Consider the following 21,920-nt stretch of genomic DNA (forward strand, 5'->3'; position numbering starts at 1 on the left):
GCCAAGCCGGTACCGCCCAAGCCGCGTTCCCGCACGCAAGGCACGAACGGAGCGGGAACCACCCGCGCCGCTGTCAGGCGTCAGCCGTCGGCCGTCGGCCGTCAGCCGACGGCCGCGAGCGCGAACGGCAGCACGGCCGATGCCCCGGCCCGCCGGAGTTCCCGGCCCGCCACGGTCATCGTCCACCGGCTGTCGACGAGGTCGTCCACGAGCAGTACCGGACCCTCGTGCGACCGCAGCGCGGCGGCGAGCGCGGGATCGACCACGAAGGTGTCCCACACGCCAGCGAGTCGGTAGGCGCTGTTCGTCGCACCGTCACCACGTGGTGTTCCTCCTGACCGGCCGAGCGTGCCGAGGAACTGCAGCCGCCCGATCGAGGCGATGGCCTCCGCGAGGGAGGCGACCAGTGCCGGACGCGACCGCGACGACATCGCGACGACGCCGGTCGGGCGCTCGGCCCACGGCCAGTCCTTGAGCGCGCGGACGCAGCCGTCGACGAGTTCCCGGGAAACGGGAGCGTCGGGGACCCCGGCGGCGAACAGCGCGCGCAGCGGACCGCCCCACCCGAGGTCGGTCAGACGCGCGACCGCACGCCCCGGCTCGACGAGCTCGTCCACGCCGATCTTCCCGCGGACGGGGACGCCGAGCGCGCTCATGCCGGACGGCCACTGCGCTCGCGGCGCGATCTCGACGCCGACCCGGTCGAGTGCGGAGGCCGCACCCGAGGCATCGGACGCGGAGACGTCCGTCGGGTACCAGGCACCGGCGCAGTTGTCGCACCGACCGCAGGGCTCCGCCGACGGATCGTCGAGGTCCTGCTGGAGCAGCTGCATCCGGCACGCCGTGGTCGACTCGTACGCGAGCATCGACGCGGCTTCGGCAGCGCGTGCTGCGGCGACGCGTTCGTAGCGCGGTGCGTCGTACTCCCACCGCCGGCCGGTCGCGATCCAGCCTCCGGTGACCCGCTGCACGGCACCGTCGACGTCGAGCACCTTGAGCAGAAGTTCGAGTGTCGACCGCTTGATGTCGACGAGCCCTTCGAGCGCGACGGTCGACATCGGCGACGAGGACGCCGACAGGGCGTCGAGCACCGCTGCGGCGCGCGCCTCGGTCGGCATCGACGTCGTGGCGAAGTACTGCCAGATCTCCTGGTCCTCGCGCCCGGGGAGCAGGAGGACGTCGGCGTTGTCGGTGGCTCGCCCGGCACGACCGATCTGCTGGTAGTAGGCCACGGGGGAGGAGGGAGCCCCGACGTGCACGACGAACCCGAGGTCTGGCTTGTCGAAACCCATGCCGAGCGCGCTCGTCGCCACCAACGCCTTCAGCTCGTTGCCCTTGAGTTGCTGCTCGAGCTGCTCGCGTTCCTCGGTGTCGGTCCGTCCCGTGTACGCACGGACGGCGTACCCGTTCTCACGCAGGAGTCGGGCGACGTCCTCCGCCGCCGAGACGGTCAGCGTGTAGATGATGCCGCTGCCGGGCAGGTCGCCGAGGTGCGCGAGCAGCCACCCGAGCCGCTGCCGGGCGTCGGGCAGTGTGAGCACCCCGAGCCGGAGCGAGGCGCGCGCCAGGGACCCGCGGATCGTGAACACGGGGTCGTCGGGGCCGGCGGTCAGCTGCTCGGCGACGTCCTCGACCACGCGTTCGTTCGCGGTCGCGGTGGTGGCGAGCACGGGGACGCCGTGCGGGAGCGAGCGGATGAGCTCGGCGAGCCGTCGGTAGTCCGGGCGGAAGTCGTGCCCCCAGTCGGAGATGCAGTGCGCTTCGTCCACCACGAGCATCCCCATCCGGGCGACGAGCGTCGGGAGCTGTTCGTCGCGGAATCGCGGGTTGTTCAGCCGCTCGGGGGAGACGAGCAGCACGTCGACCTCATCGCGGGCGAGCGCGGCCTGCGTCTCACCCCACTCGTGCGCGTTCGCGGAGTTGATCGACACCGCCCGCACACCGGCGCGGGCGGCCGCCGCGACCTGGTCGCGCATGAGTGCGAGGAGGGGGGACACGAGCACGGTCGGGCCGCCGCCACGACGACGGAGCAGGAGGGTCGCGAGGAAGTAGACGGCGGACTTGCCCCACCCGGTGCGCTGCACCACGAGGGCTCGCTGCCGGTGCTCGACCAGTGCGGAGATCGCCTCGAGCTGACCCGGGTGGAACACCGCGTCGGGACGCCCGGTCAGAGCAGCGAGCGCCGCCTGCGCCTCCGCGGCGATCTCCGCCGACGGCGCGCCGACCGACGCCGCGCCCGCCGACGGCGTGCCCACGGAAGCCGCGCCAGCCGGCGGCGCGCCGCCGCCATCCGGCGAGGCGACGGTCGGAGCCGAGCGGGGTGTGTCCATGCCGTCCATGGTGTCAGGAGCGACCGACGGAACGCGCGCCGCGCCTCCAGGCTGTGGACAACCCGACCGCTCCTGTCACTGATAGGTGATGAGGGACGGACTCGGGTGCACCTCGGCCATCGTCTGCTCGGGCGTGAGCATCGGCCGGTCCTCGTCGAAGAAGTTCTTCCACCCCCAGTGCAGGTCCGGCGACGCCTCGTCGTGGAGCGCCGTCCAGGTCGCCTGCTTCTCCGGCTGCGAGCCCTGCCCGTCCACGTGGACGAGCAGGTCGAGCTCGGGAGGCTCGGTCAGCGACGACCGGTCCTGCACCATCGAGGAGCGGAACTGGTGCAGCACCAGGGCCTTCGGCGGGAGGCCCTCCTCGCGCACCAGGTCGGCGAGCCACGCCGAGACCCGGTCCACCTCCGAGGCGCGGACGCTCCCGATCTGCTGCAGCGGCACCTGGTCGTGCCCGAGTCGCCACTCGGGGTCGAGCGCGAGCCACACGCCCGGCTCGGCCAGCAGTGACCGGTAGCGCTCCGCCTGGTCGAGGAAGTCGGCGCGCCCGGGCTGCAGGTCGAGGATGACCGGCATCCCCGCACCCCGAGCGGCGTCCACGTACGGCCGGAGCGTGTCGACGGACAGCTCGCTCGAGTAGTCGCCGTCCGCACCGGGGGAGCCCGCCGCGACCGTCGCGATCACCTCCAGTGCCGGGGTCACCGGCGTGTCCGAGACGTCGTCGTAGCGGTGCGCGAGGTCCTCGGCGCGCCGGACCGTCGCCGCCGGCCCCTGCTCGCCCAGGACGCCGAGGGCGGGCGTCCCCGGTGCGCCGTACAGCGCGACGTACCGGTGGCCGTCGAACGGTCGCTGGCCGCCGTGCGGCAGCTGCCACCCGCCCACCGCTGCGCGCACCGTCCACGCCGGATCCGGCAGTCCGGCGAACGCCGACCCGAGGAGCACGGTGGGGTGCCCCGCACGGTCGTGCAGCGCGGACACCACCTCGCCCGCGGCTGCCGGATCGGTGACGCCGTCCGGCATGGCGACGACCGTGGCTCCCGCGGCGCGCGCCGTCGCGACCCCGGCGGCGTCGGCCGTGCGGTCCGCCACCACGACGGTGGCCGGCCGGGAGGCACGGGTCGCCTCCGGTGCGCCGGTCGCGTCCTGTGCCTGCCGCCGTTCCACGTCCGTGTCGAGTCGGACGTCGCCCTCCGCCTGGTACCAGCGGGCCCCGAGCCGGGCGAGTTCGTCCGTGACGGCCGACCGGTTCCCCTCGTCCGTGACCAGCGCGGGGACGTGGGCGCGCGTCGCGGCCCGGGCGGCCGCGGACACCGCGTCGGCGTCGTCGGCCGGGGCGACCACCGCGCCAGGAGCGGAGGCGAAGAACGCGCGACTCGCCCGGATCGACCGCTCGGACGCACTCTGCTGGTCGACCACCGTGACGGAGTCGGCCGAGGCCGCCGCGAGGGTCGCGACCGGGGACGGACGATCACCGTCGGTGCAGGCCGCTGCGCTCAGGACGAGTCCGGCGGCCACGAGCCCGGCTGCTGCGAGGCGGGCCGTCCTGCGTCGGGCGGTGATGGCGGTCCGGGTCGCTCGATCGGTTCGGGAACGCATCCGGACACCCTACGAGCGCAGTCTCCGTGCCGTGTGCGCACCGTGCGCCCGCTCCGGCCGCCCGCTCCGTGTGCGCAGGGAGGGTCCGGCGTCCGCTATGCTGGTCGGGCTGCTCCGGACGGAGCGGTGGAGGACCGCTCGTCGGTCCTCGCGGGCTGTGGCGCAGCTTGGTAGCGCACTTGACTGGGGGTCAAGGGGTCGCAGGTTCAAATCCTGTCAGCCCGACCATCGGGTTCCGAACCCGAGAACAAGAGGCTCGCAGCCGGAAGGCTGCGAGCCTCTTGTCGTCCTCGAGGCTCCCGCAGCGCACCCACCCTCCGCTTCCGGGTGGCGGACCCGTGCGCTCGGCCGCTACGGTCGACCCGTCGCCCGCCCCGCAGGCGACGGGACCAGGGGGAACCATGCGGATCCGTTCCATCACCGTCGCCGCTGCGACCGCACTGCTCGGAGCCACCGTGCTCGGCGGCTGCGCGAACTCGACGCCACCGGACGGCGGGACGGCGACCGTCAGCAGCACGCCGACGACGAGCCCCTCGCCGACACCGGCCCCGACGTTCACGTCCGCCGCGGCCGACCTCGGCCCACAGCCGGCAGCGACCGGAACGGCAACCCCGGTCGCCGGCGGGTACGGCTACACCGTCGCGGCCGGCGACGCCGTCACGGGCATCGCCGCCAGGTTCGGGCTCTGCGTCAACGACGTTTACCTCGCCAACGCCGGGATCTTCGGACTGGAACTCTCCGTCGGACAGTCGCTCACGATCCGTCGGACCGAGGGACCGGGACACACCGAGGAGACCTGCGACGACCCGAACCCTCCCGGGCACGACTGACGGACGACGACATTCAGGACGATGACCGTCCAGACCTCGGTACCGCTCCGGTGTCTCCGTCCTCGTCGTGGCGACACACTCGCGTCGCACGGCCGCGGACCTGCGATGATGCCCCCATGGACGCGACAGCACCGGGGGAGAGCGCCTCGTCCTTCCGACGCTTCCGGGTCGAGTCGATCACCGAGAACCGCCCGGCCGAACTCGACCGCACCTACGGGACCGCAGGCGGGGTCGGCGGGGCCCTCGAGGCCTTCCGGTACGCCAGTGCAGGCGACGACGACGTGTCGATGCGCGGCGCCGAGGTGCAGGGCACCCGCGCGGGCAGGCTGGAACCACGTGCGGACCACATCGTCTTCTGGCTCGGCGACGGGACCGCGACGATCGAGGACGAGCGGGACGGGCGGATCGTCACCGCGGTGCCCGGGCACCCCGTGGTGCTCTCGGCGTCGGTCTCCTACCGCTTCTCGGTCGACGCCCGGAAGATCACCATGCTGCACCTGTCCGACCGGGTGCTCCGGCACGCGCTCGCCCGGCGAGGCGCCCTGGTGCCCGGCGACCTCGTGTTCGCGCAACAGGCCGACCTCGAGTCCGCCCTCGGGCCGCTGCGGACGATCCTGCGCGCCCGAGCGGCGGCCCTCGCCGACGAACGGCTCGACGCCGCTGGCCGGGACGCCCTCAACGCCGAGATCGCCCGGTCGGTCGTCGACGCGTTCCCCCTCGCCCTGCCGTCCTCGGCCACCGCGACGGTCCCGGCCGTCCGTGCGGCCGCGTGGATTCGGGAACACGCCACCGAACCGATCACCCTGGGGGACATCGCAGCCGCCGTCGGGATGAGCGAGCGCGGCCTGCAGAGCGCGTTCCGTCGCCACTTCGACGAGACCCCCATGCACCGCCTCCGGGCCGAACGACTCGACGGTGCCCGTCACGACCTCCGGTACGCGACCGCCGGCACCCACGTGCGCGACGTCGCCCGACGATGGCAGTTCGGACACTTCGGCCGGTTCGCGGCGACCTACGCCGAGCGCTTCGGCGAGAGCCCGAGTGACACGCTGCGCCGCACCCGGCAACAGGGCGGCGCGCGGGGCGCGGAGGCCGAGGGCGCCTGACGGTAGATCTCGACGACGCCGCGAGGAGGGCCGGGGACGCCCGTGCGTGACGCCTGACCGGGGGCAGTGACCGTGTCACCGGGCGGCCGTAGGATCGAAATCCACGCGCTCGTCGACGGAGATCGAGACCGGGATGACCGACACCAGCACGGCCGAGGCCCACGAGGCCACCGCCACCCCAGCCACCACCACCGCGCCGAGCACCAGCGGTCCCGCCACGGGCCGTCGGTCGCAGGCCACCGCCTCCGTCGCCGCGATCCTCGCCGAGTCCGCGGCCCGGTACCCGGACGACGTCGCCGTCGTGGTCGGCGACCGTCGCACCACCTACGCCGAACTGTGGGCGCAGACCCTCGCCTACGCGGGCGCGCTGCGGGCCCGCGGCATCGAGCCCGGGTCGCGGGTGGCGATGCTCGTCCCGAACGTTGAGGACTTCCCCCGCGTCTACTACGCCACGCTCGCGCTCGGCGCCGTCGTCGTGCCCGTGCACGCCCTGCTCAAGCGGCACGAGATCGAGTACGTGCTCCGCGACAGCGGCGCCTCGGTCCTGGTGTGCGCTGCGCCGCTCCTCGCCGAGGGCGCGGCGGGCGCCCAGCTCGCCGGCGTCGACGTCGTATCCGTCCTCGCCCCACCCAGCGCGGCCGCCACCGCCAGCACAGAGCCCGACGGAGCCGCCGCCGGGACCCCGGCCGCCGCCCCCGACCGGCTCGAGGACCTCGCGCAGCGCAGCGACCCCCTCGACACCTACGTGCCCCGCGACCCGTTCGACACCGCCACGATCCTCTACACCAGCGGCACCACCGGCCACCCCAAGGGCGCGGAGGGATCCCACTTCTCCCTCCTCGAGCAGGTCAACACGAACGTGATGACCACGTTCGACCTCCACCGCGGCGACGTCCTCCTCGGCGCCCTGCCGCTGTTCCACACCTTCGGACAGACCTGCACGATGAACACCGGCTTCCGCGTCGGCGCGACCATCGTGCTGCTGCCGAAGTTCGACGGCGACACGGCGCTCGCCGCGATGGTCGAGCACGGCACGGGCGTGTTCATGGGCGTCCCGACGATGTACATGGCACTGCTCGACGCCGCCACCCGTTCCGAGGCCCGGCCGCCGCTCCGCTACGCCATCTCCGGCGGAGCATCGCTCCCGCTCGCCGTCCTCGAACGGTTCCAGACGGTGTTCCACGCACCCGTCCACGAGGGCTACGGCCTGACCGAGACCTCGCCGGTCGCCACGTTCAACCACGTCGGCACCACCCCGCGCCCCGGGACCATCGGCACGCCGGTGTGGGGTGTCGACGTCGAGATCGCCGACCCCGAGCAGACGGACCGGATCGTCATGCTGCCGCACGGCGAGATCGGCGAGCTCGTCATCCGCGGCCACAACCTCATGAACGGGTACCTCGACCGTCCGGAGGACACCGCCGCCGCGATCGTCGACGGGTGGTTCCGCACCGGCGACCTCGGGACGAAGGACGACGACGGGTACCTCACGATCGTCGACCGCACCAAGGACATGATCATCCGCAACGGCTACAACGTGTACCCGCGGCAGGTCGAGGAGGTCCTCGCCACCCACCCGGAGGTCCGGATGGCCGCGGTGTTCGGCACCCCGCACGAGCAGCACGGGCAGGAGGTCGAGGCCGCGGTCGTGCTCAGCGACGGGGCGACCGTCACCCCGCAGGAGCTCATCGACTTCGTCGCCGCCGAGATCGCCGCGTACAAGTTCCCCCGCGTCGTCCACGTCGTCGACGCGCTGCCGCTGGGCCCGAGCGGCAAGGTGCTGAAGCGCGAGCTCGTCGCCCGCTTCAGCGCGCAGGACGCCTGACACCGCGGCCGCAGGCCGCGTCGCGACGCGCCGGACGGGAGGCCCGGATCGCGTGCGCAGGTCTGCTCACGCGATCCGCGCCTCCCGCCCGGTCCCGCCGACCACCGGTCGGCGCCCACCCACCCGACCAGCCAGCCCGCGAACCACGAGGACGCCCGTGAACCCCACCTTCCACACGCTCGACGGCCCCCACGGACCGCTGCGCATCCGCGTCCACCAGCCGGACGGCGCAGCACGCGCCGGGCTCGTGTGGTCGCACGGCGGCGGGTTCCTGCACGGCGACCTCGAGATGCCCGAATCCGTGCAGGTGGCGCGTGAGCTCGCCGCCCGGGGCATCACGACGGTCGAGGTCGACTACCGGCTCGCGCCGAGCGACGAGCGCCCGGACGGGGTCCACTTCCCGGTGCCGCAAGACGAGGTCCGCCACGTGCTCGCGACGGTCCGCGCCGACACGTCACTCGACACCGGCGGGCGCGACTGGTCGATCGGCGGGGCGAGTGCGGGGGCCTCGATCACGGCGTCGGCCGCGCTCCGGCTGGTGGCCGACGGTCAGGCGCCCCGGCAGGTGCTGCTCGCGTACCCGACCGTGCACGCCGAACTGCCGGCACCGTCCGACGAACTCGCCGCGGTGATGGTCGGCGTCGAAGCGGCACGACGATTCACGCCGGAGAGCGTGCGGTCGATGAACGCCAACCACGCAGCCGGCGCCACCGACGGGGTGTTCGCCGGGGGAGCGGAGCTCGCGGGCTTCCCGCCGACCTGCATCGTCGACTCGGAACGCGACGACCTGCGCGCGAGCGGCGCGGCGTTCGCCGACGAACTGCGGGCCGCTGGCGTGCCGGTGACGTACGCGGTCGAGCCGGGGACCTTCCACGGACACCTCAACGACGAGGGCAGTGCCGAGGCGCTCCGGACCATCGAGCGGTTCGCGGCGTTCCTGCTCGCGGACTGAGCCCGGGTTCGGCCTACTCGCGGACGACCTCCCAGCGCCGGAGCACCACGCCCGTCCCGAAGTGCTGCTCCTCCAGCAGTGCCAGCCGGATCGGTGCCCGCTCGCCGGACCGCGGCGGGTCGAACAGCGGACGTCCACCGCCGAGCACCGCGGGGTGCGTGAACAGCATGAGCTCGTCGACGAGTCCCGCGTCGAGGAGCTGCGACGCGAGGTCCGCGCCGCCCACCCCGATGTCGCCCTCGGTCTCCTGCCGGATGCGGGCGAGCTGCTCGACGGCGTCACCGTCCGCGCCGACCACGCGGGTGCCGTGGCCGGCCTCCGTCCGCGTCCGCGACACGAGCACCTTCGGCTGCGCGGTCCAGATCGCGCCGTACTCGCGCATGTACCCGGGCAGCGACTCGTCGTGCACCGCGTCGGGCCAGAACGGGTCCATGAGGTCGCGCACCACCCGCCCCTCGACGGACAGCGCCATCGCCGCCGCGCGCCGGTTGAACTCGCGGTGCAGCTCCTCGTCGATGCTGACCCACTCCGGGCCGTCGGGGCCGTCGTGCTCGCCGGGGCCGCGCTCGATGTACCCGTCGACGGACACGTTCATCCAGTACACGAAACGACCGGGCATGGCGACTCCTTCGTCGGACCTGCGATGCGGCGATGCTACCCGGGGTCCGCCACGCCACGCCGGTCCGCTGGACGAACCAGTGCACGCGGCTCCGCCCTCCGGATGGGAGGATGCAGCGTCAGCCCCACCGACCACGAGGACCCCATGACGCACGACGACGCAGCGCCGCTCCTCGACGGACGGTACCGACTCGAGCAGGCGATCGGTCAGGGCGGCATGTCCGTCGTCTACCGCGGCACGGACGAGACGCTCCGACGCCCCGTGGCGGTGAAGGTGTTCCACGCCGGCTCGGTGGACATCGCCCGTCAGGACGCCGAGCTCGGAGTCCTCGCCGCACTCGAGCACCACAACCTCGTCAGCCTCCTCGACGCCGGCGTCGTCACCACCGTCGAGGGCACGCAGCGGCGCTACATCGTGATGTCCCTCGTGGTCGGCCAGGACCTCGAGGCACGGTTGTCGGTCGGCCCGCTCGCCGTCCGGCACATCGCCGAGATCGGCTTCGACATGGCCGAGGCGCTCCACTACATCCACGCCCACGGGGTCGTGCACCGTGACATCAAGCCGTCGAACATCCTGCTCGTCGACTACGGCCACGACGCCGACCGGGCCCGGGCCCGTCTGACCGACTTCGGCATCGCGATCGCCGAGGGAGCGGAACGCCTCACCGCCGACGGCGTCACCACCGGCACCGCCGCCTACCTCAGCCCCGAGCAGGCCCGCGGCGGCGACGTCGGTCCCGCCAGCGACGTGTACTCGCTCGGGCTCGTCCTGCTGCAGTGCTTCACCCGTCGCCGCGAGTTCCCGGGCTCCGTGGTCGAGTCGGCGATCGCCCGGCTCTCCCGTGACCCTCAGCTGCCCGAGCCGCTGCCCGAGCACTGGAAGACCCTCCTGCGTGCGATGACCGCCCAGGACCCGGCCGACCGTCCCCTCGGCGCCGAGCTCGTCACCATGCTCCGCGACGTCGTGATCGCCGACACGTCCGCCCCCGACCGCGTCGTCGACCCCACCGGCGCGACCCCGGAGGACGCGTCAGCAGCGACGCCGCTCACGGGGCCCGGCGCGAACGCTGCCCCGCAGGCCGGCGCGCACGCTGCCCCGATGGACGGCGCGCACGCTGCCCCGCAGGCCGGCGCGAGCGCTGCCGCTGTCGACGCCGACCGGCCCTCGACGCTCGACACGCTCCCCGAGGAGGCGCTGCACCGGACGACCGCCATGGCCGCGCGGCTCTTCGACGCCCCGATCGCGCTCGTGGAGGCGCTCGACGACGACCGCGAGTGGACCCAGTCCTACATCGCGGACGGTGTCGACCCGAGTGCGCGCAACATCAGCTTCCGGAACGGCTTCGCACCGGTGCCGGAGCCGGTCGTCATCCCCGACGGAGCCGTCCACCCGGAGATGCGGGAGAGCCCCCTCGTCACCGGACCGCTCGGGATCCGCTTCTACGTGAGCGTCCCGATGGTCAAGCACGACGGCACGACCATCGGCACGCTCGCCGTGCTCGACCGGCGTCCGCGCGAGGTCACCGAGGGCGACATCGCGAACCTCCGCGACCTCGCGGCGCTCGCCGTGTCACAGCTCGAGCTCCGCCAGGAGACCCTCCGGACGACGAACGACGCCCTGCCGATCGACCGCGCACACTGACCTCGGTCAGGACGTCAGCGCCGCCGCGTACGCCCGCACCGACCGGTGGTACCGCGGGAGCGTCGGCTCCACGGCCTCGATCGCGACCCGCAGGGCTTCGTCCACACGCCCGGCACTGTGCAGCGCCAGCGCGAGGAACACCCGGGGCGCGGCACCGGTCGCCGGGTGCTCGGGAGCCGTGTCGAGCATGGTGATCGCCTCGTCCACCCGGCCGAGGTTCCGGAGCGTCGACGCGTGCTGCACGACCATCCGTGCCGCCCGGTCCGGGTCGACGTCGGCGAGCCCGGCCGCCGTCGCCGCGGCGTACTGCTCGTCCGCCTCCGCCTCCTGCCCACCCGAGTCGAACGCACCGCCCAGCTCGAACGCGCCGACCGCGGGGTGCGGCGCATGCTCGACGAGCTCGCGCATCCGCGTCGTGCGCCCGGCGTCGTCGACGGACTCGTCCGCCCACAGGGCAGCGACCCGACGCTCCCACTCGTCGGCCTGGAGGCCCGTCACCATCCCGTCACGTGCCTCCCGTCCGTCGTCGCCCACCCGATCACCGTCACGCGCCTCGTCCATCCGGCCAGCGTAGCCAGGTGCGTCGGCTCAGCCGACGGCCGTGTCGTCGGTCACGGTCGCGCGGAAGGACCGGACCAGCGGTGTGCCAGGGAGCACCGTCATGGGGTCGCTCCACGCCAGGGCGGATCCGATCGCCGGGTACTCGGCGACCCGGACGAACCAGGGGTCGCGGTGGTCGAGCGCCTCGAGCCGCACCGTGGCGCGCCCGTCCGCGAACGCCGCGGACCACTCCACCCACGGCGCGACGGACCCGTGCACGGCGGCCTCGCCCGAGGCGTCCGCCGTCCGGACGACCACCTCGGAGCACGGCGGGAACCGCCAGGTGAACCCGCCGTACCCGGCACCGACCCGGCCGTTGCTGCCGGGGCTGCCGAGGACGACACCGACGTCGCCGGGTGTGCAGAACGACGACGACCAGCGCAGCTCCCAGCCGGCGTCCGTGGCGTACGCGGCGACCGAACGGTGTTCGTGGAGCAGGACCCGCTCGTCCGGTCCCGTCCACCGGACGTCCTGCACCAGGACTCCGTCGCGCCGCTCGCGGCGACGGACCTCGGCGCGCCCGTGGTCGTCGCGCCACACGTACCCGGTGCCGTGCACGTAGGTCGGCCCGCCCCAGCAGTTCACGCCGTCGAGGTCCGGGACGGCGACGCCGACCCCGCAGTGCCACTCGTGGTCCGGCGGGTGGTGCGCGCTGACCGTGGTGCCGCAGCGGGTCCGCACGGGGTGGAGGTACGGACGCGGGACCGAGCCGACGGAGGCACCGGCACCGTCGACGACGACGGCGACGGTGGTGCCGCCGACCGCGAGGGCATCACGCACGCCGGCGGAGGTCGGAAGGTCCTCGTCGTCGCTCACCGTGTCGACGCTACGCCCGTGACCAGCAGCATCCCGGTCCGCGTGGGGATCGGTCTCAGCGTCGGCGCGCGAGCACGACGCCGTCCGAGGTGTGGTGCTCGTGCCCCTCGGCGGTCAGCACGGTCCTCGGTCGTTCGTCGGCCTCGAGCACGTCCCAGCCGGCGCCGAGGGCCAGTGCGCCGAGGTCGTCCGCCGGCGACGGGAACCGGTGCCCGGCCATCTCCGGCGGCAGGTCACCGTGCGGGGGCGCGGCGTGTGCGGTGACGAGCAGGTGGCCGCCCGGTGCGACGAACCCGGCAGCCCGGCGGAGGATGTCGTCCCGGGGGATCACGACCGGCCACGAGTGCAGGAACGACGCCGTCACCAGGGCGAACCGCTCCTATGTGTCCCAGGCGGCCAGGTCGGCGGCGACGAACGCGGTCCGGTGCTCGACGCCGGCCGACACCGCGGCGCGGGACGCCCGCGTCAGTGCGGTGAGTGACAGGTCGACGCCGACCACGTCCCAGCCCTGCTCGGCGAGCCAGACGACGTCGCCGCCCTCGCCGCAGCCGAGGTCGAGGGCCCGGCCGGTCGGCAGGCCGGGAGCCACGCTGGCGAGCACCGCGTTCACCCGACCCGACCACACGCCGTCCCGTTCCGCGTAGCGGGCTTCCCACCAGGAACGAGCGTGGTGGCGAGGCTGGTCGTGGTGGGGAGGCTGGTCGTCGTGGAGGTGCACGGCGTCAGTGCACACCCGTCCCGGAGCCGGTGTCCAGACGTCTCGCCGTTCCGGCAACACGACGTCCGGTCCGACTCAGACGGAGCGGGCGGCGAGCAGCGCGCCGAGGACCGCCGTGCCCCGCTCGGCATCGTCGACGGTCACCATCCGGGCTCCTCCGCCGCGGAGACGGACGACGATGCCCGGGCCCGCCTTCGCGACGTAGGCGATCCCGCGCCCGGAGATCCGGTAGCCCCACCCGCCCCACTGCCCGGGTGAGACCAGTTCCCCGCCGCACGACTCGATCCGCTCGAGCGGGACCCGCATGATCGGAAGTCGCGCCCAGGTCGAAGTCAGTCGCAGGCCCCGTCGGTCGACCGTGACGTCCACCCATGCCAGCACGAGTGACGACACGCCGGCGAGGAGCAGGACCACCCCGGACACCGCCGCGGCCGCCGTGTCCACCCGCGCCACGAGCACCGTGAGCACGACGGCGCCGACGACCGCCGCGAGCCCGGACACGGTGAACCAGGCGTTCGCGACGTGGCCCCGCCACGCCACGCGTGCGTCTTCCCCGATCGGCAGCGGCGCGACGTCGCGCGCCGGCACCGGCGGTGCGCTCCGGACGAGGGGCGGAACCGAGATCGCTGCGGCCGCCCCGCCGAGTGCCACGAACACGACGGCCCACCAGGGCGCGAAGTGATCCGAGCCGTTCAGCGCCGTCACCACCACCGCGATCCACGCCGCGACGAGGACGGGCGCGATCAGCGCCGGGACGAGGACGACGAGCGCCGCAGTCCGACGATCGCGCATCCGGAGCGCGACGATCGAGACCGCGACGGCGGCGACCGCGACCGCGAAGGCGATCCAGAAGAAGGTCCACGGCGATCCCCAGCCGTCGGCGGTCCCGTCCGGGCCGAAGTGGGTCGCGACCCGTCCCGGGAGTCCGGGCGCGGCCGCCACCGCGACGCCTGCGAGGACGAGCGTCACCACCGAGGTCGGCGCGAGCACCGCCAGGCGGATCCCGGGTGAGTGGCGTCGCTCGGCCTCCGGCCCTGCGTCGTCGTTCGTCGTCATCGTGCCCCCTTCAGCATCGTGAACAGTTCGTCGAGCGGCACCCCGAGCGATTCCGCTTGGTCGCGCAGTTCGACGACCAGGCTCCGGAGCCGGTCGGACGAAGCGTTCCCGGAGCGCAGCACCGTCGCCCCACGCCCCCGGCGGAGATCGATCAAGCCGTCCTCCTGCAGCCGGGCGTAGGCCCGCAACACCGTGTGCATGTTCACGTCGATCGACGCTGCGAGTTCCCGCGCGGAGGGCAGCCGCTCTCCGGCCGCGAGGTCGCCCCGGGCGATCGCGATCCGGACCTGCGAGGCCACCTGGTCGGCCAGCGACGCTCGGGCTCCGGGGTCCACGGTGATGAGCATGTTTGCATTGTATGCGAACAACGCGGAGGTGCGGCGAGGGCTCTCCAGCCCGGGTGGCTCGGGTCACCCCCGTCCGGGGGACGTCCGGATCGCGCGGTTCCCGCGGGAGGTCCATCCGTGGTCATCCGGTTTGCGCGTACCGTTGCGAACGACAGGGAATCCGTGCAACACACCCCCGCCTGCCGACCAGGGACCGGCCCGGGCTGGGGCGTCGTGAAGAGGGAGCACGCCATGACGAAGTACGAGTCCGACCAGGCCGTCGAACCCGCCCGCATCACCACCTACCGACACCTGCGCAAGGCGCTCCGACGCGGCTGGGCGGTCGAGGACGAGCCCACCCGCCCGTCGCTCGCCGACCTCAGCTGGCCGACGGCGACCGGCCGGACGGGCACCTCGTGAACGCCGCACCCAACGGCCCCTCCCGCCCGTCCGTCCGGGACGTCGCCCGCACCCTCAGCGCGCCACAGGACGCCGTTGCGCTCCTCAGGGAGGTGCTGCGCGGGCGGGACGTCCGCTTCGCCGACGTCGGTGCCGACGGGTTCCGGTTCCGCTACCGCTCCGTCAGCGACGGTCGCGTCAGCCTCCGGACGACCGGCACGACGGCCCCGTTCGCCGGCCACCTCGCCCCCGAGCGGCAGTACGTGCTCGCCTGGACCGTCGAGGGCGGCACCGTCGTCGACCCCGGCCGACCCGTCGAGGTGACGATGCTCCCGTCGGTGCCGATCGCCTTCCCGGCCGACCGCGAGTTCGCCGTCGAGTGCGTCGCCGGCACGCTGCACTCCGTCCACTTCGGGGCTGACTACCTCGAGGCGGTCGCCGCCAGGGGAACGGACGCGGCGCCCCGGCCGCTCAGCCTGCCGGTGACGGTCGACCCCGAACGGCTGGGTGCGCTGCAGGACGTCGTCCGGGCCCTCGCCCCGGCGCTCCTCGACCGCAGCACCGTCGGCGAGTCGCGGGACGCGCTCGACCTCCTGCTCGCCGAGGCCGTCCTCGCCGCGTTCGAACCGATGCCGGACGGGCACGTCCCCGGACCGCGGGCCACGAGCGTCGAGCGGGCGAAGACGTTCATGCACGCCCGGTTCGACCGCCAGCTGACCGTCCCGGAGATCGCCGGCGCCGCCGACGTGAGCGTCCGCACGCTCCAGGAGACGTTCCAGCGCCACGAGGGGTGCACCCCCATGGCGTTCCTGCGGGAGATCCGTCTCGAGAAGGCACGACTCGGCCTCCAGCTCGCCGACCCCGACACGTCCTCCGTCGCCGCCGTCGCCATCTCGTGCGGCTTCCGGCACATGGGCCGGTTCTCGGGCGCCTACCGTGAGGAGTTCGGCGAGTACCCCGGCGAGACGCTGCGCCACCGCGTCCCGACCGCCGTCCGCTGACCGGACAGGACTCCCGACCGGGGCGTTCGTGTCCCGGCCGTCCGTACCCCGGACCGACGCGGACCCGCAGCACGCCCGTGGGAACGCGTGGTTATCGTCGGGGCATGCGCGCAGACACCCGTCCCGGACCGGCCCACGGCGGGACCCTGCACGGGCTCCGACGCGACGCCGTCCGCCAGCGGGGCACCGGCACCCCCGTGCTCGTGTTGCACGGCACGCCGGGCGGCGTCGACACAGCCGACGTCATGGGACGGTTCCTGCCGTCCGACCGATTCCGCGTCGTCACCGTGTCCCGGCCCGGGTACCTCGGCACGCCGGTCCGGCACGGCCGGTCGAGCCTGGACGACGACGCCGACCGAGCCGTCGCGCTCCTCGACCGGCTCGGGATCGACCGCGTCGGGCTCCTCGCCTGGTCCGGAGGGGGTCCGAGCGCCTACCGACTCGCGGTCCGACACCCCGACCGGGTCTCCGCGCTCGTCGTCGCCGCCGGCCTTTCCGCACGCTGGACGCCGCCGCACGAGACCCCGGCCGAGTGGTTCGTGACCCAGACGCGCCCCGGAGCCGCGCTCTCGGCGCTCGCCGCCCGGATCGCCCCGGGCGCGGTCGTGCGCGCCGCCATCGCCGGAGTCAGCTCGCTCCGCGGTGCCGACCTCGACGCCCACGTCGACGGCGTGCTCGCCGATCCGGTGCGTCGCCGCTTCGTGCTCGACCTCGCGGCCACCGGCAACGCGTCGGGTCCGCACCGCGCGGGATGGCGGAACGACGTCGCGAACCTCGGCGAGATCGACTCACTGGAGCTCGAGGCCGTCCGTGCGCCGACCCTCCTGCTGCACGGGGACGCCGACACGGACGTCCTGCCCGAGCACAGCCGACGGGCCGCGACGGCGATCCCCGGTGCCGAGCTCGTCACCCTGCCGGGCGGGACGCACTTCGCCCTGTGGGACCACGAGGACGCCGCGGCCGTGCAGGAGCGCGTGCGCCAGCACCTCGACCGCTGACGGACCCGCCCGCTGCCCGCATCAGAGCCGCCCGACGGCCTCCTCGATCGCGGCGAGGGTCCGATCGAGCTCCGGCAGGGTGAGCGGCCCGTACCCGAGGACGACCCCTGCGCCGGTGCTGTCGGCACCCAAGCCGTAGTCCTCGAGCGCGGCGAGCCGCACGCCGGCGTCCGCGACCCGCTCGACCACCTGGTGCCCGGTCGCCGGACCGGACCACGTGACCACCGCGTGCAGCCCGCCGTCCAGGGCCCGTGCCTCCAGGCCGTCGACACCGCGCACCCAGGCCGCGATCCGCTCGCGCCGGTGCGTGTAGTCGCGCCGGACCCGCCCGAGGTGGCGGCGCAGCGCACCGTTGCGCATCAGGTGTGCCACCGCGACCTGCACGGGTTCGGCGACCACCGGCCCACGCGCGCGTCGAGCCGTCGCGACCGCTTCCGTGGCGCGGGCCCAGGGGGAGTGGGCCGGCGGTTGCGGCAGCACCGCCCAGGCGCAGCGCAGACGCGGGTCGAGCGTCTTCGAGACTCCGCCCAGGTGCAGCACGCACCCGGTGGTGTCGAGTGCGGCGAGTGCGGGAACGGGCGTCCCGCGGTGTCGGAACTCCGAGTCGTAGTCGTCCTCGACCACGAGCGTGCCGGTCCGCTGCGCCCAGGCGAGCAGCGCGCGGCGACGGGCCACCGGCATCACGGAGCCGAACGGGTACTGGTGCGTCGGCGACACGACGACGGCGTCGACGTCGGGCAGGGCGGCGAGGGCGTCGAGGGCGATCCCGTCCTCGGTGACGGGCACGCCGAGGACCTCGCCCCCGGCGCTCCGGACGGCGCGGCGACCGGTCGGGTAGCCGGGATCCTCCACCGCGATCCGTGGCGCGCGGCCGAGGTGGTGCCGCAGTCCCTCGGTGACGACGGACAGGGCGTCCGAGGTGCCGGCGCACACGACCACCCGGTCGGCCGGCGGTGCGAAGCCGCGCGTCAGGCCGAGCTGCGCCGCCACCTGGGTCCGGAGCTCGTCGGTGCCGAGGGGGTCGGACAGGCGGTTGCGGAGCGGCGCCGCGGCGGCGGCGCGCCAGGCGGCACGCCAGTCGCGGGGCGCGATGGCGGTGACGGCGGGGATGCCGGGCCGGGCGTCGAGGAGCGGCAGCGCGGCTGGATCGTCGGGGCCGTCCGACTCTGCGACGGGGCTCACGACGGCGCCGACCCCGATCGGTGGCGGGAGCGCGGACGCTCCATCGCGCCGCCCGCCCACGACCACGGCGGCCGTTCCGGGACGCGTCCGGATGTAGCCTTCGCCGTCCAGCTGGTCGTAGGCCGCGACGACCGTGCCGCGGGCCACCCCGAGCTCGGCCGCCATCGCTCGCGTGGACGGCACCCGGTCCCCGTCCCGGAGCGCCCCGGACTCGACGAGCGCCCGGATGCGCGTGACGACCCCGGCGGCCTTCCCCGACTGGTCCACTCGACCACCGCCCATCTGGACCAGGTACTGGTCCACCGGCGACCCTAGCGTGACGCCATGACCACGCAGCACCCCGGCCCGGAGCACCCCGGCCCGGAGCACCCCAGCCCCGAGCAGCCCCTGCTCCCGAGCCTGACCGTCCGGCGCATGCGGGACCGGCAGCACACCGATCCCGAGGCCCTCCGAACCGTCCTCGCCGAGGCCCTCGTCGCCCACGTCGGCTTCGTCCGCGGCGGTCACCCCGTCGTGCTCCCGTTCCTGTGCGGCGTCGGCGACCTCGGCACCGGACCGGTCCTGCTCCTGCACGGCTCGACGGGCGGCGGACTCTTCCTCGACGCCGGCCCCACCGGAATCCCTGTCGCCGCCACCGTCACCCACGTCGACGGCCTCGTCTTCGCCCGCAGCACCTTCGACAGTTCGGCGAACTACCGGAGCGCGATGATCGTCGGGAACGCGACGATCGTGCCCGACGAGCAGCGGGCGGATGCGCTCCGACAGGTCGCCGACCACCTGATGCCGGGACGGCGCGACGAAGTGCGCGCCATGACCGCGAAGGAGGTCCGGGCCACCCAGGTCCTGCAGCTGCCCCTCGAGCACGCGAGCGTCAAGATCCGGGCGGCCGGCGTCGGCGAGGCGCCCGACGACGGCGAGGACCACGCCGTCTGGGCCGGCGTGCTGCCACTGGCCGTCCGCGCCGGCGCACCGCTGGCGGGGGACATCTCGGGGGACACGACGGTCGACGCGTCGGTCCGCCAGTTCGCGTCACGTCTCGACCGGCTCGCGGCCGACCGGGAGGCGCGGATCGCCGCCGTCATGCGGCAGACGTCCGTCTGACGGCCGGGCAGGCGCCTCCTGACGGCCGGGCAGGCGCCTCGGTGGCGCATCTGAAGAGGCTGCGAGGGAGTGCCGTCCCTGTGACCAGTCGCAGGAACACGCCGGAACCGCCCAGCCGCGACCAGGTTCGTGACCAATACGTTACTTTCTCGGGTCGCCCCTCCTCGGGCGGCCCGAGCAGCCTCCCCCGAGGTCGCGACGGAAGGAACCATGGGACGACACGCTCTGCCCGCAGCAGCCGACAGCCAGCACACCGAGGCGCTGCCCGCACCCACCGTTCCCGACGCCCGACGGGCCCGCGGCCGCCGCTCGGCCCTCGGCCCCGCCGCGGCACGTGCCACCTTCGTCGAGCCGACGAAGCGTCCCCGGGTCGTCGCGATGCGCCCGGTCCCGGTGCCGGTGCCTGCGGCTGGTTCCGCGGTCCTGTCCCGCACCGCCGTGCTCAAGGCCGAGCGAGCCCTGGACCCGCGGCACATCCGTCGCGCGGCGAACGCCAAGCGTGCCGCGATCCTCCTCGCACCCGCCATCGCGATCACCTCGAGCCTGACCCTCGCGGTCCCGGCGAACGCGGCGACGCCGAGCACGGCGCACGCCGGCACGACCACGTCGCAGTCCGACCTCGCCGGGGTCCCGGCCGACGCCGTGCAGAGCTACACCGTCGCGCACGACGTCCAGGTCCCCGTCACCGCGATCGACGGCGTGACCACGACGACCACGGTGGTGTCGTACCCCACCGTCGTGACCCGGTTCGGTGTGACCACCGCCCAGGCGGAGTCCGCGATCTCGGCGGCGCTCTCGGCCGGCGGCGACCGGGCGACCGTGCTCGCGACCGCCCTGCAGTACATGGGCGACCCGTACGTCGAGGGTGGTGCCTCCCACCAGGGCATCGACTGCTCCGGGCTGACGATGGTCGCCTACGCGGCCGTCGGGATCGCGCTCGTGCACTACGTGCCGACGCAGGACGCCGCCGCCACGACCATCCCGGAGTCGGAGGCGAAGCCCGGCGACCTGGTCGTCTACGACAACGAGGACCACGTCGGCATCTACCTCGGCCAGGGGCTCGTGCTGCAGGCACCGCACCCGGGTGAGGTCGTCGACATCGTGCCGATGTACTCGGCGGCGCACCACTTCGCTCGCCTGCTGCCCGCGGGCAGCTGAGCCGAGCCGTCGCCCGCGCGAGGAGCGTCGGCGACCCGCCACGGGCCTCCCGTAAACTGGTGTGATGGCCTCCGACACCCGCACCCCGTTCGAAGAGCAGCGGTCTGCTCGTCCGCAGGTGCGTCCCCGCACCGAGGGCTGGACCCAGGCGCAGGACTCCGAGGGTCGGCCCCTCCTGCAGTTCGCCTCCCCGAAGCGGGGCAAGCCGCCGGTGCACCTCGCCGACCTCACGGTCGAGGAGCGCGTCGAGAAGGTCAAGGAGCTCGGCCTGCCCGGGTTCCGCGCCAAGCAGCTCTCGACCCACTACTTCACGCACCACACCTCCGACCCGGCGAAGATGACCGACCTGCCGGCGGCTCAGCGCGAGGAGCTCGTCGCCGGGATGCTCCCGCCGCTCCTCACCGAGACCCGGCGGCTGGCGACCGACAACGGGGACACGATCAAGTTCCTCTGGAAGCTGCACGACGGCGCGCTCGTCGAGTCGGTGCTCATGCGCTACCCCGGCCGGATCACCCTGTGCGTCTCGTCCCAGGCCGGGTGCGGCATGAACTGCCCGTTCTGCGCGACGGGGCAGGCCGGGCTCACCCGCAACATGTCGACGGCCGAGATCATCGAGCAGATCGTCCGGGCGAACGCCGCCATCGCCGCGGGGGAGCTCGGCGGCGACCCGCGCAAGGGCGGGAAGGACCGCGTCGACGCCGAGCGCGTCACGAACATCGTGTTCATGGGGATGGGGGAGCCGCTCGCGAACTACAAGCGCGTGATGGACGCCGTCCGCACGATGGTCGCCCCGCAGCCGAACGGGCTCGGCATGAGCGCCCGCGGCATCACGGTGTCGACCGTCGGGCTGGTGCCGGCGATCAAGAAGCTCGCCGACGAGAACATCCCGATCACGTTCGCGCTGTCCCTGCACGCGCCGGACGACGAGCTCCGCGACGAACTCATCCCGGTGAACTCGCGGTGGAAGGCCGATGAGGCCATCGACGCCGCGTACGAGTACTTCACGAAGACCGGGCGCCGTGTCTCGATCGAGTACGCGCTCATCAAGGACATGAACGACCACGCCTGGCGCGCCGACCTCCTCGCCGAGAAGCTGAACAAGCGTGGCAAGGGCTGGGTGCACGTCAACCCGATCCCGCTCAACCCGACGCCCGGCTCCGTGTGGACGTCGTCCGAGCCGCACGTGCAGGACGAGTTCGTCCGCCGACTCAACGCCGCCGGCATCCCGACGACCCTCCGCGACACCCGCGGCAAGGAGATCGACGGTGCGTGCGGCCAGTTGGCTGCGGCCGAGTAGACGGCTGGGCAGGTCTGCCGGGAGGCGCGGTGCGGGTTCGCACCGCGCCTCCTGTCGTTTCTGAGGGCGCTCCGGTACCCCGACTCCCGCGTGTTCCCGGGGAAGTCGGGGGACGACACGCCCGGGATGCGACACGTGTTGGCGCTGCCGTTCACCTCTGCGTAAAGTAATCACTCGTTGCCGCTGAGGCGGAGAACGGAACGGCCGGAACGGTCACCTCCGAGTCTCGCCCGGGCAACGAACCAGCCTCTCTGATGATGTCCGCTGTACTGCGGGCTGAGTGGGGAGTGCGTCTGGTCCTTGAGAACTCAACAGCGTGCACATTGTCAATGCCAATTTATTGACCCCGTGGCCGAGCTTGCTCGGTCCGGA

Annotated in this window: 21 protein-coding genes and 1 tRNA gene; 12 read left to right on the forward strand and 10 right to left on the reverse strand. The window is 73.7% G+C overall.

Annotated features, from left to right (window positions below; genetic code table 11):
• Nucleotides 1-101 precede the first annotated feature (101 nt).
• Nucleotides 102-2,339, reverse strand: a complete 2,238-nt coding sequence (locus Csp2054_RS07900; RefSeq protein WP_411897146.1) for a RecQ family ATP-dependent DNA helicase — start codon at nt 2,337-2,339, stop codon at nt 102-104.
• A 66-nt stretch (nt 2,340-2,405) separates the two neighbouring features.
• Nucleotides 2,406-3,923 (reverse strand): hypothetical protein, encoded by a 1,518-nt coding sequence (locus Csp2054_RS07905; protein WP_096898755.1) that lies wholly within the window; start codon nt 3,921-3,923, stop codon nt 2,406-2,408.
• A gap of 151 nt (nt 3,924-4,074) precedes the next feature.
• Here Csp2054_RS07905 and Csp2054_RS07910 point away from each other — a divergent pair.
• From Csp2054_RS07910 to Csp2054_RS07930, 5 genes are all read left to right on the forward strand, one after another.
• Nucleotides 4,075-4,151 (forward strand) — tRNA-Pro (locus Csp2054_RS07910).
• A 173-nt stretch (nt 4,152-4,324) separates the two neighbouring features.
• Complete coding sequence (locus tag Csp2054_RS07915) at nt 4,325-4,753, forward strand: LysM peptidoglycan-binding domain-containing protein (RefSeq protein ID WP_096898756.1); 429 nt, start codon at nt 4,325-4,327, stop codon at nt 4,751-4,753.
• Between the two features lie 116 nt (nt 4,754-4,869).
• The gene (locus Csp2054_RS07920) at nt 4,870-5,859 is read left to right on the forward strand and encodes a helix-turn-helix transcriptional regulator (RefSeq protein WP_096898757.1); all 990 of its coding nucleotides are present in this window, start codon (nt 4,870-4,872) and stop codon (nt 5,857-5,859) included.
• Nucleotides 5,860-5,992: 133 nt separating this feature from the next.
• A complete protein-coding gene (locus Csp2054_RS07925; RefSeq protein WP_096898758.1) occupies nt 5,993-7,684 on the forward strand; it encodes a long-chain-fatty-acid--CoA ligase in 1,692 nt (563 codons plus the stop codon).
• Between the two features lie 157 nt (nt 7,685-7,841).
• A complete protein-coding gene (locus Csp2054_RS07930) occupies nt 7,842-8,636 on the forward strand; it encodes an alpha/beta hydrolase (RefSeq protein WP_096898759.1) in 795 nt (264 codons plus the stop codon).
• Nucleotides 8,637-8,649: 13 nt separating this feature from the next.
• On the opposite strand, the gene Csp2054_RS07935 is transcribed toward Csp2054_RS07930, so the two are convergent.
• On the reverse strand, nt 8,650-9,255 hold the full coding sequence (locus tag Csp2054_RS07935) for a dihydrofolate reductase family protein (RefSeq protein ID WP_096898760.1): 606 nt from the start codon (nt 9,253-9,255) through the stop codon (nt 8,650-8,652).
• Nucleotides 9,256-9,399: 144 nt separating this feature from the next.
• Between Csp2054_RS07935 and Csp2054_RS07940 the strand changes: the two genes are divergently transcribed.
• Nucleotides 9,400-10,896, forward strand: coding sequence for a protein kinase domain-containing protein (locus tag Csp2054_RS07940; RefSeq protein ID WP_096898761.1), 1,497 nt, complete (start codon nt 9,400-9,402; stop codon nt 10,894-10,896).
• 6 nt (nt 10,897-10,902) lie between these two features.
• Here the strand turns inward: Csp2054_RS07940 and Csp2054_RS07945 are convergent, their stop codons facing one another.
• From Csp2054_RS07945 to Csp2054_RS07965, 6 genes are all read right to left on the reverse strand, one after another.
• The gene (locus Csp2054_RS07945; RefSeq protein ID WP_255252656.1) at nt 10,903-11,457 is read right to left on the reverse strand and encodes a tetratricopeptide repeat protein; all 555 of its coding nucleotides are present in this window, start codon (nt 11,455-11,457) and stop codon (nt 10,903-10,905) included.
• A 27-nt stretch (nt 11,458-11,484) separates the two neighbouring features.
• Entirely contained in the window at nt 11,485-12,312 is an 828-nt protein-coding gene (locus Csp2054_RS07950; RefSeq protein WP_096898762.1) for a DUF6807 family protein, read from the reverse strand.
• A gap of 55 nt (nt 12,313-12,367) precedes the next feature.
• A complete protein-coding gene (locus Csp2054_RS18530) occupies nt 12,368-12,676 on the reverse strand; it encodes a hypothetical protein (protein WP_255252657.1) in 309 nt (102 codons plus the stop codon).
• Nucleotides 12,677-12,691: 15 nt separating this feature from the next.
• Complete coding sequence (locus tag Csp2054_RS18535) at nt 12,692-13,030, reverse strand: class I SAM-dependent methyltransferase (protein ID WP_255252658.1); 339 nt, start codon at nt 13,028-13,030, stop codon at nt 12,692-12,694.
• Nucleotides 13,031-13,105: 75 nt separating this feature from the next.
• Nucleotides 13,106-14,086 (reverse strand): DUF1648 domain-containing protein, encoded by a 981-nt coding sequence (locus Csp2054_RS07960; RefSeq protein WP_096898763.1) that lies wholly within the window; start codon nt 14,084-14,086, stop codon nt 13,106-13,108.
• Complete coding sequence (locus tag Csp2054_RS07965) at nt 14,083-14,433, reverse strand: GntR family transcriptional regulator (RefSeq protein WP_096898764.1); 351 nt, start codon at nt 14,431-14,433, stop codon at nt 14,083-14,085. Before Csp2054_RS07965 ends, Csp2054_RS07960 begins: the two co-directional genes overlap by 4 nt.
• A gap of 231 nt (nt 14,434-14,664) precedes the next feature.
• Here Csp2054_RS07965 and Csp2054_RS18060 point away from each other — a divergent pair, with 231 nt between their 5' ends.
• The 3 genes from Csp2054_RS18060 (at nt 14,665) to Csp2054_RS07975 (ending at nt 16,810) form a co-directional block, all read left to right on the forward strand.
• Complete coding sequence (locus Csp2054_RS18060; protein WP_176491617.1) at nt 14,665-14,832, forward strand: hypothetical protein; 168 nt, start codon at nt 14,665-14,667, stop codon at nt 14,830-14,832.
• A complete protein-coding gene (locus Csp2054_RS07970) occupies nt 14,829-15,812 on the forward strand; it encodes a helix-turn-helix domain-containing protein (RefSeq protein WP_141399177.1) in 984 nt (327 codons plus the stop codon). The genes Csp2054_RS18060 and Csp2054_RS07970 overlap by 4 nt, the downstream gene beginning before the upstream one ends.
• A gap of 104 nt (nt 15,813-15,916) precedes the next feature.
• Nucleotides 15,917-16,810, forward strand: a complete 894-nt coding sequence (locus tag Csp2054_RS07975) for an alpha/beta fold hydrolase (protein WP_096898766.1) — start codon at nt 15,917-15,919, stop codon at nt 16,808-16,810.
• A 21-nt stretch (nt 16,811-16,831) separates the two neighbouring features.
• Here Csp2054_RS07975 and Csp2054_RS07980 read toward each other — a convergent pair whose 3' ends face one another.
• Entirely contained in the window at nt 16,832-18,295 is a 1,464-nt protein-coding gene (locus Csp2054_RS07980; protein WP_096898767.1) for a PLP-dependent aminotransferase family protein, read from the reverse strand.
• 21 nt (nt 18,296-18,316) lie between these two features.
• Between Csp2054_RS07980 and Csp2054_RS07985 the strand changes: the two genes are divergently transcribed.
• The 3 genes from Csp2054_RS07985 to rlmN all read left to right on the forward strand — a co-directional run bounded on the left by Csp2054_RS07985 (nt 18,317) and on the right by rlmN (nt 21,548).
• Nucleotides 18,317-19,093: a pyridoxamine 5'-phosphate oxidase family protein gene (locus tag Csp2054_RS07985; protein WP_096898768.1), complete on the forward strand. Its 777-nt coding sequence runs from the start codon at nt 18,317-18,319 to the stop codon at nt 19,091-19,093.
• A 210-nt stretch (nt 19,094-19,303) separates the two neighbouring features.
• Nucleotides 19,304-20,251: a C40 family peptidase gene (locus Csp2054_RS07990; RefSeq protein ID WP_096898769.1), complete on the forward strand. Its 948-nt coding sequence runs from the start codon at nt 19,304-19,306 to the stop codon at nt 20,249-20,251.
• 64 nt (nt 20,252-20,315) lie between these two features.
• Nucleotides 20,316-21,548: a 23S rRNA (adenine(2503)-C(2))-methyltransferase RlmN gene (gene rlmN / locus Csp2054_RS07995; RefSeq protein WP_096898770.1), complete on the forward strand. Its 1,233-nt coding sequence runs from the start codon at nt 20,316-20,318 to the stop codon at nt 21,546-21,548.
• Nucleotides 21,549-21,920 lie beyond the last annotated feature (372 nt).

The sequence above is a fragment of the Curtobacterium sp. 'Ferrero' genome, from assembly GCF_002412165.1.
In the GTDB taxonomy this organism is placed as follows: Bacteria; Actinomycetota; Actinomycetes; order Actinomycetales; family Microbacteriaceae; genus Curtobacterium.